A 19,122-nucleotide genomic window follows, 5' to 3' on the forward strand; every position below is an offset into this window, starting at 1 on the left:
CAGTGATCGCGACATGTCGATGGGTGAGCAAATGCTGCAGCCGGAGGGGTTCGGTGGGCCGCCGGATCCGGGGCGGGCCGGCGGTCTGGACGACGTGGCCGAGCGGCTCCGGCTGTTGAAGGTGTGGGGCGGCAACCCGTCCTACGACACGATCAAGGAGCGGGTCAACGCGGCCTGGACCGCGGCCGGGCGGCCGGCGACGGAACTGACCAGCAAGTCCACCGTGGCCGACTGCTTCCGGGCCGGGCGGCGGCGGCTGAACGCGGACCTTGTCATCGCCGTGGTCGAGGCGGTGCACCCGGACGCGGGCTATGTGGCTCTGTGGCGGCAGGCCCTGCGGGCGGTCGGTGGCGAGATCGACGCCGTGTCGCAGGTCCGGGTTCACGACACGTTGCCGCAGGATCTGGCCGGTTTCACCGGTCGCACGGACGAGCTGGAGCGGTTGCGTCTCGCGCTCAGTGCGGCCCGGCGCGACGGTGGCGCCGTGGTGATCTCGGCGATCGCCGGGATGGCCGGGGTCGGCAAGACCCAGCTCGCCGTCCGCGCCGGTCACCTGCTGGCCGGGGAGGGTCTGTTCGACCGGGTGCTGTTCGTCAACCTGCGCGGCTTCGACCCCGACCCGGCCCAGCCGCCGGCCGACCCGGCGGCGGTGCTCGACGGGTTCCTGCGCGTGCTCGGCGTGTCCGGCCACCGGATCCCGCACGGTCTGGAGGCCCGCGCCGCCGCCTACCGCGCCCGCCTGGCCGGGACCCGGGCGCTGGTGGTACTGGACAACGCGGCCACGGTCGAGCAGGTCCGGCCGCTGCTGCCGGACACGCCGGGCTGTCTGGCGCTGGTCACCAGCCGGCGGAGCCTGTCCGGTCTGCCCGCGACCACCGCCCTCTCCGTCGACGTGTTCACCCCGGACGAGGCCGTGACGTTCCTGAGGACCGCGGTCGCGGAGACCCACCGGGCGCCGGACCCGGCCGCCCTGGCCCGGATCGCCGCCCGCTGCGGCTACCTGCCGCTCGCCTTGAGCCTGGTCGCCGGGCACATTCGCGGCTTCCCCGACTGGACCCTGGCCGACCAGGCCGACCGGCTCGACGACCGGCACCGGGGCCGCCGCCTGGAATCCGGGGTCGAGCTGGCCCTCGATCTGTCCTACCAGGATCTGCCGGCCGCCCGGCAACGACTGCTGCGGCTGGTCGCGCTGCACCCGGGTCAGGACTTCGACGCGTACGCGGCCGGGGCCCTGACCGGCACCGAGCCGGCCGCCGCGGCGACCGGCCTCGAGCACCTCGTCCGGGACCATCTGCTGCAGCCGACCGGATCGGGGCGGTTCGGCTTCCACGACCTGGTCCGCCTGCACGCCACCGATCGCGCGCTCGACCAGGACCCGCCGGCCGCCCGCCGGGCCGCGCTCGACCGGCTGTCCGACTACTATCTCGCCACCGCCGGGGCAGCCATGAACGCGCTGCACCCGGGTGAGGCTCACGAGCGTCCGCCGCGGCCGGCCGACCCGGCCCCGGGCCCGGAGCTGACCGATCCCGAGGACGCGGTCGCCTGGCTGGACACCGAGCGGCCCACGCTGATCGCCGTCGTGGCCCACGCCGCGACACACGGCTCGCCGGCCCGGGCCGTGCGGCTGGCCCGCACCCTGTCGCGCTACCTCAAGGGCGGCCACCACGGCGATGCGCTGACCGTGCATGGCCACGCCCTGCGAGCCGCTCACGACCTCGGTGACCTGGCCGGACAGGCCCACTCCCTCACCGACCGCGGCGTCGCCCACCGGCGGCTGGGCCTGCCCGGGCAGGCGTCGGACGACCTTCAGCGGGCGCTCGAGCTGTTCCGCCTCATCGGGGACCCGGCCGGGCAGGCGGCCGCCCTCTACGACCTGGGCACCGTCGTGCAGTGGATGGGTCGCTACCAGGCCGCCATCGACTACAAGACGCAGGCCCTGGACCTGTATCGGCAGGCCGGTGACCGCAACGGCGAGGCGAACATGCTCAGCGGCATCGGCCTCGTCCTGGAACGGGCCGGCCGTTTCCCCGAGGCGATCGACCACTGCGAGCAGGCCCTGGTGCTGCATCGGCAGTCCGGCAACCGGCACGGCGAGGCCCAGGCGTTCAACATCCTGGGCGACATCGAGACGCGGGCGGGCCGGTACGACGACGCCGCCGCGCACCTGACCCAGGCCCGGACGTTGTTCCGGCAGCTCGGCAACCGCAACAACGAAGCCGGGGCGCTGGACAGCCTCGGCATGTTGTCCAACGCCCTCGGCCGGCCCGAGGAGGCCATCGGGTATCTCGAGCAGTCGCTGACCATCTTTCGCGAACTCGGCAACAAGGGCGGTGAGACCGGGGCGGTCAACCTCCTCGGCCGGGCGGCCCTCGCCGCCGGCCGGCCCACCGACGCGCTCGCCCATCACACCGCCGCGCTCGCCCTGGCCGTCGACGCCGGGCTGCCCGACGAGCAGGCCTTCGCCGAGGCGGGTCTCGGCCACCTCCACCGCGCCCTCGGCGATCACGCCCGGGCGGCCGGGCACTTCCAGCGGGCCTTGACCATCTATCTCGAGCTCGGCCTGCCCGAGGCCGACGAGATCCGCGCCCACCTGGCCGTCCTGGCACCGCACGACTGACACCGCCGGCCGGGAGGGGAACCGATCGCCGAGCCGGACCGACCGGCAGCGGTTACCTTGGGCCCATGGAATACCGCACACTCGGGCGCAGCGGATGCGCCGTTTCCTCGCTCTGCCTGGGCACCATGACCTTCGGCGACGAATCCGACGAGAAGGTGTCGCACGCCCAGCTCGACCGGTTCGTCGAGGCCGGCGGCACGTTCATCGACACCGCGGACGTGTATTCGGCCGGCGAGTCCGAGCGGATCATCGGCCGTTGGCTGGCCGCGCGACCGGCCGACGTCACCGACGCCGTCGTGCTCGCCACCAAGGGCCGCTTCCCGATGGCGACCGACCCCAACGGTGCCGGGCTGTCCGCGCGTCATCTGACCAGCGCGCTCGACGCCTCGCTGACCCGGCTCGGCGTCGACGCGGTGGACCTCTACCAGGCCCACGCGTGGGACCCGATCACCCCGCTCGAGGAGACGCTGCGCACCCTGGACGGCTTCGTCCGGGCCGGCAAGATCCGCTATTACGGCTTCTCCAACTTCACCGGCTGGCAGCTGACCAAGGCGGTCTCGCTGGCCCGCTCGCTCGGGCTGACCGGCCCGATCAGCCTCCAGCCGCAATACAACCTGCTGGTCCGCGAGATCGAGTTCGAGATCGTGCCGGCCTCGCTCGACGCCGGCCTGGGCCTGCTGCCCTGGAGCCCGCTCGGCGGCGGCTGGCTGACCGGTAAGTACCGGCGCGATCAGCGGCCGACCGGCGCCACCCGCCTGGGTGACAACCCGGAGCGGGGCATGGAGGCCTACGACCGGCGCAACAGCGCGCGGACCTGGGATGTGGTCGAAGCCGTCCAGCGGGTCGCCGAGGCCCGGGGCGTGTCGATGGCCGAGGTGGCGCTGGCCTGGGTCACCGATCGTCCGGCGGTGACGTCGACGATCCTGGGCGCCCGGACCCTCGACCAGCTCGACACGAACCTCAAGGCGGCCGGGCTGCATCTCAGCGACTCCGAGACCCGCGCCCTCGACGAGGCGAGCGTTCCCCGGCCCAACGACTATCCGTACGGTCCGCTCGGCATCAATCAGCGGAGCCGGCTCATCGAGGGCGTGTCCGGGAAGTGAAGCCGGGGTGGGCCCGGCCGAGGATTGAGCCGGCGGCGGGCGGGCATTCGCAGTCATGATCCCTTTTCGCGCCGCCGCCGGAATCACCACTCGCCGGGCCCAGCGCCTGGTCCGCGTCGACCGATCACTGCCGCGCACGGTGGAGCACCCGGTGCGTACCGTCGTGGTCGGGGGTGGCATCGCGGGGATGACGGCAGCGCTGCTGCTCGCCGAGCGCGGCGTCACCGTGACTGTGCTGGAACGCGACGACCGGCTGGGTGGCCGGCTCTCGGCCTGGCCCCGCACGATGGCCGACGGGTCGGTCCAGATGGTCGGCCACGGATTCCACGCCTTCTTCCGGCAGTACTACAACTGGCGCAACATCCTGCGCCGCATCGACCCGTCGTTGTCCTTCCTGCGCCCGGCCGAGCACTATCCCGTGGTGTCGCGGGACTGGCCGGACGAGGACTTCGGCAACCTGCCGGGTGGACCTCCCTGGAGCCTGTTCGCGTTGATGGCGCGCTCGCCCAGCCTGCGGATGAGCGAGATGCGGGAGGTCGACGGGCCGACGTCGCTGGCCTTGCTGCGGTATTCGCGGGCCGAGACCTACCGCGAGTTCGACTCGATGTCGGCGGCCGAGTTCCTCGACCGGCTGGCCATGCCGGAGCGGGCCCGCAGCGTGCTGTTCGACGTGTTCGCCCACTCGTTCTTCAACCGGGCGGCCGAGATGTCGGCGGCAGAGATGATCATGCAGTTCCACTTCTACTTCCTGCGCAACCCGGAGGGGCTCGACTTCGACGCGCCCGATGACGACTACCAGTCGGCCATCTGGGCCCCGTTGAGCGAGCGGCTGCAGGCGCTCGGTGCGGACATCCGCACCGGCGCCGGCGTCGACCGCATCGAACCCGGCTGGACCGTCACGCTCACCGGCGGCGCCCAGATCCAGGCCGACCATGTCGTCCTGGCCACCGATCCGGCGGCGGCGCGGAGCATCGTCGCGGCCTCGCCCGATCTGCCGCTGAGCCTGACGACCGGGATGAAGACGGTCGAGACCACGGCGCCGTACGCGGTGAGCCGGTTCTGGACCGACCGGGACGTCGCCGCCCACCGCGCGGCCTTCAGCGGTGTCGCCCGCGAGCCGCTGCTGGACTCGGTGAGCCTGTTCCACCGGGTCGAGCGCGGCTCGGCGCAATGGGCCCGGCGCACCGGCGGCGCTGTCGTGGAACTGCATGCGTACGCCGCGAACGCCGATGTCGAAGCCGGCCCGGCCGCGCGCGACATGTGGTCGCAGCTCGCGGGGATCTGGCCGGAGATGGGTGGGCTGCGAGCGGTCGACGTCGACAGCCGGATCGGCTACGACGCTCCGGCCTTCGATCTGGGCAGCGATGCCACCCGGCCCAGCGTGACCACGGAGGCCGAGGGGCTGTTCCTGGCCGGCGACTGGGTCCGCATGCCGTTCCCGTGCGCGCTGATGGAGCGCTCGGCCGCCTCGGCCGCCACGGCCGCCAACGCGGTCCTGCACCGGCACGGCGTCCGGCCGGTGCAGGTGTTCTCGGTCCCGACCCGCGGCCTGCTGGCCGCGCGCCGGCGCTGACCCGACTCCGGCGGCCACTCTTGTTTGTTATCGATAACAGGCGATGAGTCGCGCCGCCGGGGTCCACATCGCACTAAATTCCGGCTGCGGAAAGCTGTTATGCCGGCTCGGGTAAATGAGTCACGTTCACATCGTCTTGAGGAGTCCGATACATGCTGGCAATATGCGACGAACTGGGAGCGCTCCCAGCCGTACGGCGCCATCCCTCGCATCAACGCGCGCCGCCGGCAGCTGTTATCCCCCGGCAGGAAGGCACACCCGCTCATGAACCTCCGAACCGGAAGACGACGCACCCTGCTGCTCTCGGCAGCGGTCGCGAGCGCCGTCGTAGCCGCGAGCATCGCCGTGATCGGCACGGCTGAGGCGGCCACCACGCTGGGTGCCTCGGCCGCCCAGTCCGGGCGCTACTTCGGCGCCGCCATCGCCGCCGGCCGGCTGGGCGACTCGACGTACACCCGCCTCCTCACCACCGAGTTCAACTCGGTGACGCCCGAGAACGAGATGAAGTGGGACGCCACCGAGCCCCAGCAGGGCCGGTTCACCTATACCAACGGCGACCGCATCCTCAACCAGGGCCTGTCCAACGGCTCCAAGGTGCGCGGCCACGCCCTGCTCTGGCACGCCCAGCAGCCGGGCTGGGCGCAGTCGCTGTCCGGCACCGCCCTGCGCAACGCCGCGATCAACCACGTCACCCAGGTCGCCACCCACTACAAGGGCAAGATCTATGCCTGGGACGTGGTCAACGAGGCATTCGCCGACGGCGGCAGCGGCGGGCGGCGCGACTCCAACCTGCAGCGCACCGGCAACGACTGGATCGAGGCGGCCTTCCGCGCCGCCCGCGCGGCCGACCCGGCGGCCAAGCTCTGCTACAACGACTACAACACCGACGGCATCAACGCGAAGTCGACCGGCATCTACAACATGGTCCGCGACTTCAAGTCCCGCGGCGTCCCGATCGACTGCGTAGGCCTGCAATCCCACCTGGGCACCGGCCTCGACTCGACCTACCAGGCCAACATCCAGCGCTTCGCCGACCTCGGCGTCGACGTGCAGATCACCGAGCTCGACGTGGCTCAGGGCGGTAACCAGGCCAACGTCTACGCCGGGGTCACCCGAGCCTGCCTGGCCGTCGCCCGGTGCACCGGCATCACCGTCTGGGGCATCCGCGACACCGACTCGTGGCGCGGCGGCGAGAACCCGTTGCTGTTCGACGGCTCGGGCAACAAGAAGGCCGCGTACACCTCGGTGCTCAACGCCCTCAACGCCGCCGGCCCGACCACGCCCACCAGCCCGCCCACCAGCCCGCCGACCAGCCCGCCGACGAGCCCGCCGACCACCGCGTGCAGCGCGACGGTGTCGCTCAACTCCTGGAACGGCGGCTACGTGGCCACGGTCCGCGTCAACGCCGGATCCGCCGCGGTCAACGGCTGGACGGTCACCGTGACACTCCCGGGCGGCAGCGCCGTCACCGGACTGTGGAGCGCGACCAGCAGCAGCACGTCGGGCACGGTCGCCTTCCGCAACGTCGCCTACAACGGGCAGATCCCGTCCAGCGGTTCCACCGAGTTCGGCTTCCAGGGCACCGGCTCCGGTCCGACCGGCTCTCCCACCTGCGCCGCCGGCTGACCCGGGCACCCTCGGCCGACCCGCCGGCCCGGACCTCCGGGCCGGCGGGCACCTCGCCCAGGGAGGAGAACCGGATGTCCCGTACGCGTGACCGGCTCCGGATCGGCGCGGGCTCGTCCTCGTCTTCGGCCTGGTCGGCACCGCCGTCGCCGCCAGGGCCAAGGCGGCCCGGTCCCCTCTGACGTCCCCACAGGAGAAAAGATGATCAAACACAGAGCACAGACCGCACTGGCGTCGGCCGGCGTGGCGGTGGTGGCGTCGGCCGGTGCACTCGTGGCCCTGCCCGCCGACGCCGCGGCCGCGGGCTGTTCGGTGAACTACGCGGTGTCGTCGCAGTGGCAGGGCGGCTTCGGCGCGAGCGTGTCCGTCACCAACCTGGGTGACGCGTGGAACGGCTGGACGTTGTCGTGGTCGTTCGGCGCCGGGCAATCGGTGACCCAGGCCTGGAACGCATCGCTGACGCAGAGCGGATCGGCGGTGACCGCGAAGAACGCGAGCTACAACGGGGCGGTCCCGACCGGCGGCGCGGTCTCGTTCGGATTCAACGGGTCCTGGACGACCGCCAACCCGGTCCCGGCGAGTTTCGCCGTCAACGGCGTCGCCTGTACGGGTGGCACGACTCCGACCACCCCGCCGACCACCCCGCCCACGACGACGACGCCGCCACCGGCCGCCTGCGCTCTGCCGTCGTCGTACCGCTGGAGCTCGACCGGTTCGCTGGCCACCCCGAAGTCGGGCTGGGTGTCGCTCAAGGACTTCACCACCGCGCCCTACAACGGCCGGCAACTGGTCTACGCGACCACCCACGACACCGGCACCCGATGGGGATCGATGAATTTCGGTCTCATCTCGAACTGGTCGGAACTCGCCTCAGCCAGTCAGAACGCCATGTCCTCGGGCACCGTCGCGCCGTCGCTGTTCTACTTCGCCCCCAAGAACATCTGGGTGCTCACCTATCAATGGGGGCCGACCGCGTTCTCCTACCGCACCTCGACCGACCCCACAAACGCGAACGGGTGGTCAGCCGCGCAGCCGTTGTTCACCGGCAGCATCACCGGCTCCGGCACCGGACCCATCGACCAGACCGTCATCGGCGACGGCACGAACATGTACCTGTTCTTCGCCGGCGACAACGGCAAGATCTACCGAGCCAGCATGCCCATCGGGAACTTCCCCGGCAACTTCGGCTCCTCCTACACCACCATCATGAGCGACACCACCAACAACCTGTTCGAAGCACCCCAGGTCTACAAAGTCCAAGGCCAGAACCAATACCTCATGATCGTCGAAGCCATCGGCGCCAACGGCCGCTACTTCCGCTCCTTCACCGCCACCACCCTCAACGGCACCTGGACACCCCAGGCCGCCACCGAGAACAACCCCTTCGCCGGCAAAGCCAACAGCGGCGCCACCTGGACCAACGACATCAGCCACGGCGAACTCCTGCGCACCACCGCCGACCAGACCATGACCATCGACCCCTGCAACCTGCAACTGCTCTACCAAGGCCGCTCCCCCAGCAGCGGCGGCGACTACGGCCTGCTGCCCTACCGCCCCGGCCTGCTCACCCGCCAACGCTGACCGCCGACGTCGGCCGTCCCTTGATCGCTCGAGGATCAGGGACGGCCGTGCTTCTTGGCGTGCTTGGTCTTGGGCTTCTTCTTCGGCGACGCGGGTTTCGCTTTCTTCACCGGCGCAGCCGCGGCCTCGGGTTGTTCGGTGGTCACGGTCCGCTCGCGCTTCGCGACCACCGCGGCTCGCACAGTTCGTCCGGGCGTGGACGTCGACGGTCCGGCTTCGGGTGTGGTGGTGGTCGCCGGACCCGACGGCGCCGTGACGGCCTCGGCCGGGGCCGGTTTCACCGGACCGTCGTCGGTCCACCAGACGCCGCCCGCGATAACCAACCCGGCCGCCACTCCGGCACCGACCAGCACGGCGCGAGCGGGGCGCCGTTTCCTCGCGACGGGCAAAGACACCGTGGGCGCGGCCACGCTGCGCATCAGGGCTGAGGACGGCAGGCCGGCGATCTCCCCGAGCACCTCGGCGACCTCGATGGCGCTGGGCCGGTCGGCCGGACTCTTGGCCAGGCAGCGCGACACCAGCCGGGCGATCACCGGCGGCAGGCCCTGGACCGGCGGCAGCGGCGCCGGCTTGGCATAGATGTGGGCCCGGACCATCTGGGTGACGGTCGACGCCTGCCACGGCATCCGGCCGGCCAGAGCGAGGTACAGCAGCAGACCGAGGGCGTACACGTCGGTCGCCGGACGGACCGGGCCGCCCTCGATGCGCTCCGGGGCCAGATAGGCCGGGGTGCCCAGCACCTGGCCGTCGTCACCGTCGAAGGCGCCGACCGCGGCCGAGATGCCGAAGTCGACCAGCTTCACCCCCGCGCTGGTCACCATGACGTTGGCCGGCTTGACGTCGCGGTGCACGATGCCGTCGGCGTGGGCGGCCGCCAGGGCCGCCGCCACCTGGGCGCCGGCCAGCGTCACCACCTTCCAGGGAAGCCGGCCGCCGGTCAGCATGTCGGCCAGGGTCCGGCCGTCCACCAGCTCCATCACGACGTACGACAGCGGGCGGCCGGCGTCAGTGAACTCGCCGTAGTCGTAGACCGCGACGACGTTCGCGTGCCGCAGCCGGGCGGCCGTCCGGGCCTCGTCGCGGATCTGCCGCTGTCCGTCCGGGTCGCCGGCCAGCCGGACGGACAGGACCTTCACCGCCACCTCGCGGCCGAGCACGTCGTCGTCGGCCCGCCAGACCACCGACATCCCACCCTGACCGAGCACCTCACGGAGCCGGTAGCGTCCGGCGATCAATTGACCAGGATCCACGCACGATCTGTTTCCCCGGCAGGTCCGGGTAAACCTGACTCACCGTCCCGCGCGGGCGGGACGGTGAGTCTGTGTCGCCCTCCCGCTCAGGCGGGAGTGCAGGTGGGCGTGGGCGCGCCGTTGGCTCCGTTCGCCGTCCCGAGGAATCCGAAGGTGGTCGACGCCCGGGCGCCGAGGGTGCCGTTCCAGCTCTCGTTGACGACGGTCTGCGTGTTGCCGGCGGCGGTGTGCCGGCCGCCCCACAGCTGGCTGACCGTCTGGCCGTCGGCGAAGGTCCAGCCGACCCGCCATCCGGACACGGCCGCGGCGCCGGCGGTCACCGTGACCTCGGCCTGGAACCCGCCCTGCCACTGGCCGGTCACCCGGTAGGTGGCGGTGCAGCCGCCCGGCTCCGCGGGCGGGGTCGTGGTGGGCGCGGGCGTGGTCGGCGAGGGCGTAGTGGGCGAGGACGGCGTGGTCCCGGGCAGCTGCGAGAAGAACTTCCAGATCTCTCCGCCGACCCAGGTGCGGGCGCCGCTGGTCGAGGTCGAACCGTCCACCGGCTCCGGGGTGTGATCACCGTCGAACGCCGCCCACACCACCGGGTATCCCGACCGGCAGCCCGCGTACGCGGTGACGACGTGGGTCAGGCTGCCACGGGCCGGCTCCGGTGGGCTCTGCGCCGTACAGCCGTTGTTGCGGACGAAGGTGTCCCGGATCGACCGGCCGAGCGAGATGTCCAGCACGCTGTCGTGGGTGCCGTGGATGCCGAGATAGGCGACCGGCTGGGTGCCGGGGGTGCAGCCGCTGAGGTTGGCGCCGGAGATCACCGCGACCGCGCGGAAGACCGCCGGCCGGGCACAGGCGACCGCGTAGCTCATCGAGCCGCCGTAACTCCAGCCGAGCGCGAACACCTGCGTGGTATCGACGCACAGATCGCCCTGGATCAACGAGGTCAGGTTGTCGACGAGGGTGAGATCGCGGTTGCCGGTGTTGGCCCAGCCGTTGTCGATGCCCTGGGGCGCGACCAGGATGGCCGACTCTCCCGAGAGCCCCTGGAGCCCGTAGTAGCCCGCACTCGCCACGTTGGCGGCGCTCCCGTTCAGCCAGTGGAAGGCGAAGATCAATTTGTACGGCTTGGCGCGGTCGTAGCCGGCCGGGATCCGCAGGATGTACGACCGGTTCTGGCCACCGCTGGAGATGGTGCGGGTGCCGCTGGTCAACGTGGGGGCCCGGCCACACCCGGCGGTCGGCGCGGCGCCGGCCGGGGTCGCGTTCAGGACGGCCAGGCAAGCGGCCACGGCCAGCAGGACCGACACGGCGGCGGCCGCGAGCGGCGTGGGACGGGCACGTCGGGGGATGAGCATCGGAAACCCCTTCCGGGAGGGATCGCTCGAGAAAGTCCGGGCGCCGGGGGCGGGCGCCGTCAGGGAATGACGAAACGGTACGGGAGCGCTCCCAGGGAATCAATAAAACAATTCCGCAACGTCCCCTATAAGCATGCCCAGCTTTCATAACAGTTTTTCAGTAACGATTTTTGGCGCCTGCCGCGACACCGATATGACACGAAGCTTTTGCCCAGACGACCGGAAGTTTCGGACCAGCATCTGTGCGGCAGAGAGCCGGATCCCGATGGCAATTGGCAGGTGGTGTCTCCAGCTCATTAGATGCGCAGCTCACAGCGGCGCTCGCTGCCGATAGCTTCCGGAACTTCTCCGAAACTGTTGTTTCGTCGCGGTTACGCGTGTCAGCATGACCGGCAATCGAAGTGCATCAGTCCCGCGTTCCGGTGCGATTTACCAGCGCCTATACGTTGGCGATTCGGCGCCGGGACGCGGATCCGCAAAGGAGACCACCGTGGCAGCCAGCCCTCCTGTCCATTCCACCGGCTCCGCGAAACGCCGGTCGCCCTGGCTCCGACTGCTCGGCGGCGGCGCCGCCGCCGTCATTGCGGCCGCCGGCGTGATGGCGGTGATGCCGGACGCGAGCGCCGCCGAGAGCACTTTGGGCGCCGCGGCCGCGCAATCCGGCCGGTACTTCGGCACGGCCATCGCGGCGAGCCGGCTCAGCAACTCGACGTACTCGACCATCGCCGCGCGTGAGTTCAACATGATCACCGCCGAGAACGAGATGAAGCCGGACGCCCTGCAGCCCAACCGGGGTCAGTTCAACTTCAGCTCCGGCGACCAGATCTACAACTGGGCCACCCAGCGCGGGCTCAAGGTCCGTGGGCACACCCTGGCCTGGCACGCCCAGCAGCCCGGCTGGATGCAGAGCCTCAGCGGCAGCAGCCTGCGCCAGGCGATGATCGACCACATCAACGGCGTGATGGCCCACTACAAGGGCAAGCTCGCGGCGTGGGACGTGGTCAACGAGGCGTTCAACGAGGACGGCAGCCGGCGGACGTCCAACCTGCAGGGCACCGGCAACGACTGGATCGAGGTGGCGTTCCGCACGGCACGCGCCGCCGACCCGTCGGTCAAGCTCTGCTACAACGACTACAACATCGAGAACTGGTCCTACGGCAAGACCCAGGGCGTCTACAACATGATCCGGGACTTCAAGTCCCGGGGCGTGCCGATCGACTGCGTGGGCCTGCAGACCCACTTCACCGGGGGCAGCTCCCTGCCGGGCAACTTCCAGACCACCCTGTCCAGCTTCGCGGCCCTCGGCGTCGACGTCGCCCTGACCGAGGTCGACGTGACCAACTCGTCGACCTCCCAGTACGCCGGGCTCACCCAGGCCTGCCTCAACGTGCCGCGCTGCATCGGCATCACCGTGTGGGGCGTCCGGGACAGCGACTCCTGGCGCTCCGGCGAGAACCCGCTGCTGTTCGACGGCAACGGCAACAAGAAGGCGGCGTACACCTCGGTCCTCAACGCCCTGAACTCGGCCGGCCCGGGCAACCCCACGTCTCCCCCGCCGAGCACCACGCCGCCGCCCTCGGGTGACGGAACGCGGATCGTGGGCAGCCAGTCGGGTCGCTGCATCGACGTGCCGGGGGCGACGCAGACCAATGGCACCCGGGTTCAGCTCTACGACTGCAACGGACAGGCCCAGCAGACGTGGACGCTCACGTCGAGCAAGCAGCTGACCGTGTACGGCTCGCGGTGCCTGGACGCGGCCGGCTCCGGCAACGGCTCGGCCGTGCAGATCTACAGCTGCAACGGCCAAGCCAACCAGCAGTGGAACGTCAACACCAACGGAACCATCACCGGCGTCCAGTCCGGACGCTGCCTGGACGTGTGGGGCAGCGGCAACGGCCAGCAGGTGCAGATCTACGACTGCAACGGCCAGGCCAACCAGCGGTTCAGCCGGAGCTGAGCCCACCCGGGGTGAAGCGGTGCAGCGGCAGTCTCGGCGCTGCACCGCTTCTTCGCGTCGCCCTGCCGAAAGTTTCGACGATTGTCTGACCAATGCCGGTGCAATCACTCCGCAACCAAGCCTCACCCCCACTCCAAGACCCAGTCCTGGCTGCCTATTCGGCTGTTCTGCGACTCGCAAGCACGGTTCGATATTTCCGCCAAGTTTCCGGAAGTTGTTGACAAGGACCGGCTGGAGAAGCCACGATCTCGCCAAGACGGACTTCGATGACCGTCGTTCCCCCGCCACGGCGGACGGCACCTTCACGGCGGCGCTCGTCCCTGCCGCCGGCCCGTCCCCGGTGCGCTTCGCCGTGGCCGTTGGGCTGTTCCCCGTCAGCCCCCTCACGAGAGGAAGCACGCAGATGACCGCAGATCCCGCCCGCCCCCAGGGCCGGCGCAGCCGCCTCCGGCTGTTGCTCGGCGCCGCCTGCGCCGCCGTCCTGGCCACCGGCGGCACCATGGTCGCCGCCCCCAACGCCTACGCCGAGGCCGACCGGACCCTCACGTCGAACCTCACCGGCACGCACAACGGCTACTACTTCTCGTTCTGGAAGGACAGCGGCAACGCCAGCATGACCTTGCGGGCCGACGGCCGGTACAGCAGCAGCTGGGACCGCAGCACCAACAACTGGGTCGGCGGCAAGGGCTGGGCCACCGGCAACCGGCGCACGGTCACCTACTCCGGCAGCTACAACCCGGGCAACAACAACACCTACCTCGCCCTGTACGGCTGGACCCGCAGCCCGCTGATCGAGTACTACGTCGTCGAGAACTTCGGCAGCTACAACCCGAGCAGCGGCGCCACCCGGATGGGCACTGTCACCACCGACGGCGGCACCTACGACATCCTGCGCAGCCAGCGGGTCAACGCGCCCTCGATCGACGGCAACCAGACGTTCTACCAGTTCTGGAGCGTCCGGCAGCAGAAGCGCAGCTCCGGCACCATCACCACGGCCAACCACTTCGACGCCTGGGCCCGCGCCGGGCTCAACCTCGGCACCAACCACAGCTACCAGGTGATGGCCACCGAGGGTTACCAGAGCCAGGGCAGCTCCGACATCACCGTCCGCGAGGGCACCGGCGGGGGCACCAACCCCACCACTCCCCCGCCGACCAACGGCGGCGGCAGCAACTGCACCGCCACGCTTTCGGCCGGGCAGCAGTACGGCGACCGGTTCAACCTCAACGTCTCGGTGGCCAACACCAGCAACTGGACGGTCGGGCTCGCCCTCAACGGCGGCCAGAGCATCCAGAACAGCTGGAACGCCGCGGTCAGCGGCACCACCGGAACGGTCACCGCTCGGCCGAACGGCAACGGCAACAACTTCGGCGTGACCATCATGGCCAACGGCAACTGGACCTGGCCCACGGTCACCTGCCGGACGAGCTGATTCTCGTGGCGCGGCGGAGTGGGCCGCCGCGCCATCACCAGTGGGAGGTTCCTCATGACGATCGCCAAGTCCGCTGTCTCCTCCGCCGGTGACGGCGGGACCGAACACTGGATGATCCGGAACCCGGTGCTTCCCGGGTTTCACCCGGACCCGTCGATCGTGCGGGTCGGCTCCGACTACTACATCGCCACGTCGACGTTCGAGTGGTACCCGGGGGTCCGGGTGCACCACTCGACCGATCTGGTCCACTGGCAGCCGCTGGGCGGGGTGCTGACCGAGCGCCGGCTGCTCGACCTCACCGGGACGGCCGACTCCTGCGGCATCTGGGCACCCAATCTCACCTACGCCCATGGCCTGTTCCATCTGGTCTACACCGACGTGGCGACGTTCGCGGGCGGTTACTGGGACCCGCAGAACTATCTGGTCACCGCGCCGAGCATGGCCGGCCCGTGGTCGGACCCGGTCGTCCTGCACGGCCGTGGCTTCGACTCCTCGCTGTTCCACGACGAGGACGGCACCACCTGGATGCTGTCGATGCGGGCCGACTGGCGCCCCGGCCGCAACCGCTTCGGCGGCATCGAGATCCAGCGGTACGACTGTGCCGAGCGCCGGCTGACCGGCCCGGCCCACCTCATCTTCGAAGGCACCGGCGCCGGACTCACCGAGGCGCCCAACGTCTATCGCCAGGACGGCTGGTATTACCTGGTCACCGCCGAGGGTGGCACCAGCTGGACCCACCAGGTCACCGTCGCCCGGTCGCGGCACCTGCTCGGTGACTACGAAGTGGACGGTGGCGGACCGCTGCTGACCTCGGCCGGACGCCCGGAACTGCCCCTGCAGAAGGCCGGCCACGGCAGCCTCGTGCAGACCCCGGCCGGCGAGTGGTATCTGGCCCATCTGGTCGCCCGGCCCTACTCGGCGCAGGGCCGCTGCGTCCTCGGCCGGGAAGCCGCCCTGCAGAGGGTGGAGTGGGCGGCTGGGGCCTGGCCCCGCATCCGCGACGGGGTACCGGCCGAGCGGGTTCCGGCCCCCACCGGCGTGGTGGTCACCGCCGGGCCGCCGTCCTCCGAGCAGCTCGAGGACGACGACTTCGACGCGCCGGAGCTCGGCCCCAACTGGTCGACCCTGCGCCGGCCGGCCACGCCGGACTGGATCGATCTGTCGGCCCGGCCGTCGCATCTGCGGATCCACGGCGGGCAGTCGCCGATGGCCCGGCACCGGCCGAGTCTGGTGGCCCGCCGGGTGACGGCCCGGCAGTGCACCTTCGAGGTGACGTGCGAGTTCGAACCTCGTAACGCCCGCCAGCTGGCGGGAATCACGGCGTACTACAACTCCCGCAACTGGTACTACCTGCATGTGACGGCCGACGACGACTGCACCCCGGTGCTCGACGTGCTGTGCTGCGACAGCGGGCGGGTCACCACCGCGCCGGGTCTGCGGACCGTGCTCGACGGCGTGCCGCGAATCGGCCTGCGCGTTCGCCTGGACGGTCCGGCTCTGACCTTCGCCTACACGACCAACCCGGGGGAGATGGCGGTCTGGTACGACGTCGGCCGCACCTTCGACGCCACCACGCTGTCCGACGAGTACGCCGCGACGATCGTCCCCGGGGAGCCCGAGGCCTGGGGCTTCACCGGCGCCTTCGTCGGGCTCTGGGTGCAGGATCTGGGGGCCGAGGGCGGCTACGCCGACTTCGACCGGGCTGCCTACCGCGCGGACTGACTCACAAGACACCGCTCACGGTGACGAAGGAGTGGGCCGGCAGGTGCGCCCGTAGCGTGCCGCCGGCCACTGTCACACCGTCGTACGGGCGGGGCGCGACCGCCGACGGAGATTCCGGGGTGTTGTGGTCCGGCAGCGTCCCGGACGTCAGAATCACCGCGTCCACCGTCCCGAGCGCGCCCCCGCGCAGCTCGATCTCGACCTCGGCCCCTTCGTCGGCGTCGAGATTGGACAGCGAGACGAGCAGCCGGCTGTCCTTGCGGCTGGCCGACATCGAGACGGTGGTCAGCGTCGCTTCGCCGACCGCGCGCGAGGGCAGCGCGGTGCGGAAGTCGACCCGCAGCGACGTGGCGTCCTGGTGCCCCCGGTTCATGTGGAAGACGTGATAGGTGGGGGTGAGGACCATGGCGTCCGAGTCGGGGTCGGTGAGGATCATGGCTTGCAGCACGTTGACGGTCTGCGCGATGTTGGCCATCACGAGGCGGTCGGCGTGCCGGTGGAAGACGTCGAAGTGCGTACTGGCCACCAGCGCGTCCCGCAGCGTGTTCTGCTGATACAGGAATCCGGGGTTGGTGCCGGGCTCCACGTCGAACCAGGTGCCCCACTCGTCCAGCACCAGGCCGACGGATCGGCCCGGGTCGTAACAGTCCATCACGGCCTCGTGCCCGGCCAGGATCTCCTCGATGCGGGCCGCGGACACCATCGTCCGGTAGTACTCGCCGGTGTCGAACGCGGTCGCCGAGCCCTTCTGCTCCCACGTCGGGCCGGTCACGGTGTAGTAATGCACCGACAGCGCGTGATAGGCGGTGCTGCTGACGTGCCGGCACCCGAGATGCCCGACCTGCTTCATCAGCGTCTCGGTCCAGGCGTAGTCGGCGCTGTTGGCCCCGGCGGCGATCTTGTAGAGCGTGTTGCCGCCGTAATCGCGGCAGTAGGTGCCGTAACGGCGGGCTTCCTGCGCGTAGTGCTCGGCGGTCATGTTGCCGCCGCAGCCCCAAGCCTCGTTGCCCAGCCCCCAGAACCGCACCGGCCACGGCTCCTCACGGCCGTTGGCCTTGCGCAGCCGGGCCATCGGCGAGTCCCCGTCCCGGGTCAGGTATTCGACCCACTCGCTCATCTCCCGGACGGTGCCGGAGCCGACGTTGCCGGCGATATACGGTTCGGCGCCGAGCATCTCGCACAGCGCCATGAACTCGTGGGTGCCGAAGTGGTTGTTCTCCTCGACCCCGCCCCAGTGGGTGTTGACCATGACGGGCCGCCGGTCCCGGGGCCCGATCCCGTCCCGCCAGTGGTATTCGTCGGCGAAGCAGCCGCCGGGCCAGCGCAGATTGGGGATGTGCAGCTCGCGCAGAGCCTCGACGACATCGAGGCGCAGTCCGCGCTCGTTCGGGATGCCGGAGTCCTCACCGACATAGAAGCCGCCGTAGACGCAGCGGCCCAGGTGTTCGGCGAAATGCCCGTACAGGTGCCGGTTGATCCGCGGTCCGCCGAGGTCCACATTGATGACTGCTTCGATGGCCATCAGGCACCCATCCTCAGGAGAACGTCGCCGCCCGGCGCGGCGATCGTGAAGGACGCCGCGCCTGCGGCGCACCGCAGCTCGTAGTCGCCGAGGAAGCCCCGCACCTCGGCCCGCCCGGCGTCATCGGTCCGCAGCGCCGTCGCCGGGAGCCACCACTCCCCCTTCACCAGGCCCCGCAACGCGTCGTAGGCGGGTTTCGGGGTGCCGTCGGCGCGCACCAGACCGCAGGGAGCGCCGAGCCACGCCCCGGCGTCGGTGAGGCCCCAGTAGGTGACCGCCTCGACCGAGGGGTGCGAGAGCAGCGTCCGGTAATGCCGGACCACCTCGTCGGCCTGACGCTGCTCGCCCTCCGCGGTGGAGGGCCAGGACGCCACCTGATAGTCGTTGAGATCCTCGATGTGCGCGGGCATCAGGTCACCGGACACCAGCGTCGTCTCGGTCAGATGGAGCGGCAGGCCGAAGCGGGCGAACCGGTCGAGGATCGCCAGGGTCCGCTCCTCGCCCCAGTAGCCCTGGTGCATGTGGCTCTGCAGACCGAGCGCGTCGATCCGGACCCCGGCGGCGAGAAGACCTTCGATCAGGCACTCGTACGCCGGGGACAGGTCGAAGTCGTTGAGCAGCAGGGTCGCCGACGGATCAGCCGCCCGCGCCTCGTCGAAGGCCAGACGGACCGTGGTCATCCGGCCGCGTTCCCAGGCGAGCCGGGTGATCGCGTTGCGCTGCGGCTCGTTGCTGAACACCGGCATGATGACCGCCTCGTTCACCACGTCCCACGCCTGCACGACGTCGGCGAACCCGGTCACCTCGCGCCGGATGCGGGCGCGGACGGCCGCCTCGACCTCGCCGGTCGGCCGGTCGCGCAGCCAGTCGGCCGTGAGGGTGTGCCACACGAGCGGGTGCCCCTTGACCCGGCAGCCGTGGCGGCCGAACCACTCCGCGGTGCGGTGCAGTCGTCGTGTGTCGGGCGACCCGCGCCGCGGTTCGAAGGCGCCCCAGTAGAAGGGCAGCGTCGCGGTGTTGAAGAGGTCGAAGAACAGGCCGGCGATCCCCGCGGCCACGTCGGGCGCGGCGCCACCGAAAGCACCGGCCGGCGGGTCGGTCTCCTCGTTGGCCACGGGGATGAAGTCGAAGCCGATGTTGCCGAACGAGAAGGCGTGGGCGCGCTGTTCGACGACGACTTCGTGGTCGCGAAGCGGCTGCCCGTGGGCGTCGAGCACGGTGATGACTACCTCGCCGTACCGGTGGCCGAATGGGACTGCGGTCACGTGATCCTCCTGGTGCTGCAACCTAAGTGGCCTGCCGGGAATCCGCAACTTCCGGAACCGTACGAATCTTTCAGCCTCACACGCGTTAGTACGTCGGAAAATGTTAACGATGCACATCGTGCAAATCT

Annotated in this window: 12 protein-coding genes; 8 read left to right on the plus strand and 4 right to left on the minus strand. The window is 70.5% G+C overall.

Translation table 11 applies throughout. The annotated features are described in order from the left end of the window. The first annotated feature begins 31 nt into the window (after positions 1-31). The 5 genes from NAG42_RS35835 (at position 32) to NAG42_RS35855 (ending at position 8,500) form a co-directional block, all read left to right on the plus strand. Positions 32-2,617 (plus strand): ATP-binding protein, encoded by a 2,586-nt coding sequence (locus tag NAG42_RS35835; RefSeq protein ID WP_250036529.1) that lies wholly within the window; start codon positions 32-34, stop codon positions 2,615-2,617. 65 nt (positions 2,618-2,682) lie between these two features. Beyond that, positions 2,683-3,720 carry an aldo/keto reductase gene (locus tag NAG42_RS35840; protein WP_250036530.1) on the plus strand — a complete coding sequence of 346 codons (1,038 nt, stop codon included), beginning with the start codon at positions 2,683-2,685 and terminating at the stop codon, positions 3,718-3,720. Positions 3,721-3,775: 55 nt separating this feature from the next. Then, positions 3,776-5,293, plus strand: a complete 1,518-nt coding sequence (locus NAG42_RS35845) for an FAD-dependent oxidoreductase (protein WP_250036531.1) — start codon at positions 3,776-3,778, stop codon at positions 5,291-5,293. Between the two features lie 264 nt (positions 5,294-5,557). After that, complete coding sequence (locus NAG42_RS35850; protein ID WP_250036532.1) at positions 5,558-6,919, plus strand: glycoside hydrolase family 10 protein; 1,362 nt, start codon at positions 5,558-5,560, stop codon at positions 6,917-6,919. A gap of 201 nt (positions 6,920-7,120) precedes the next feature. Next, positions 7,121-8,500, plus strand: a complete 1,380-nt coding sequence (locus NAG42_RS35855; protein WP_250036534.1) for a non-reducing end alpha-L-arabinofuranosidase family hydrolase — start codon at positions 7,121-7,123, stop codon at positions 8,498-8,500. Between the two features lie 35 nt (positions 8,501-8,535). Here the strand turns inward: NAG42_RS35855 and NAG42_RS35860 are convergent, their stop codons facing one another. After that, the gene (locus NAG42_RS35860) at positions 8,536-9,735 is read right to left on the minus strand and encodes a serine/threonine-protein kinase (RefSeq protein ID WP_250036536.1); all 1,200 of its coding nucleotides are present in this window, start codon (positions 9,733-9,735) and stop codon (positions 8,536-8,538) included. A gap of 101 nt (positions 9,736-9,836) precedes the next feature. Further along, the gene (locus tag NAG42_RS35865) at positions 9,837-11,096 is read right to left on the minus strand and encodes a CE1 family esterase (RefSeq protein WP_250036538.1); all 1,260 of its coding nucleotides are present in this window, start codon (positions 11,094-11,096) and stop codon (positions 9,837-9,839) included. Positions 11,097-11,586: 490 nt separating this feature from the next. Here NAG42_RS35865 and NAG42_RS35870 point away from each other — a divergent pair, with 490 nt between their 5' ends. From NAG42_RS35870 to NAG42_RS35880, 3 genes are all read left to right on the plus strand, one after another. After that, positions 11,587-13,053 carry an endo-1,4-beta-xylanase gene (locus NAG42_RS35870; protein WP_438872495.1) on the plus strand — a complete coding sequence of 489 codons (1,467 nt, stop codon included), beginning with the start codon at positions 11,587-11,589 and terminating at the stop codon, positions 13,051-13,053. A gap of 403 nt (positions 13,054-13,456) precedes the next feature. After that, positions 13,457-14,485: a glycoside hydrolase family 11 protein gene (locus tag NAG42_RS35875; RefSeq protein WP_250036540.1), complete on the plus strand. Its 1,029-nt coding sequence runs from the start codon at positions 13,457-13,459 to the stop codon at positions 14,483-14,485. Between the two features lie 54 nt (positions 14,486-14,539). Beyond that, the gene (locus tag NAG42_RS35880) at positions 14,540-16,207 is read left to right on the plus strand and encodes a glycoside hydrolase family 43 protein (RefSeq protein ID WP_250036542.1); all 1,668 of its coding nucleotides are present in this window, start codon (positions 14,540-14,542) and stop codon (positions 16,205-16,207) included. A gap of 1 nt (position 16,208) precedes the next feature. On the opposite strand, the gene NAG42_RS35885 is transcribed toward NAG42_RS35880, so the two are convergent. Beyond that, positions 16,209-17,729: an alpha-N-arabinofuranosidase gene (locus NAG42_RS35885; protein WP_250036544.1), complete on the minus strand. Its 1,521-nt coding sequence runs from the start codon at positions 17,727-17,729 to the stop codon at positions 16,209-16,211. Then, positions 17,729-18,994, minus strand: a complete 1,266-nt coding sequence (locus tag NAG42_RS35890) for an endo-1,4-beta-xylanase (RefSeq protein WP_250036546.1) — start codon at positions 18,992-18,994, stop codon at positions 17,729-17,731. Before NAG42_RS35890 ends, NAG42_RS35885 begins: the two co-directional genes overlap by 1 nt. Positions 18,995-19,122 lie beyond the last annotated feature (128 nt).

Origin of the sequence: Paractinoplanes maris (assembly GCF_023544465.1) — a bacterium.
GTDB classification, from domain to species: Bacteria; Actinomycetota; Actinomycetes; order Mycobacteriales; family Micromonosporaceae; genus Actinoplanes; species Actinoplanes maris.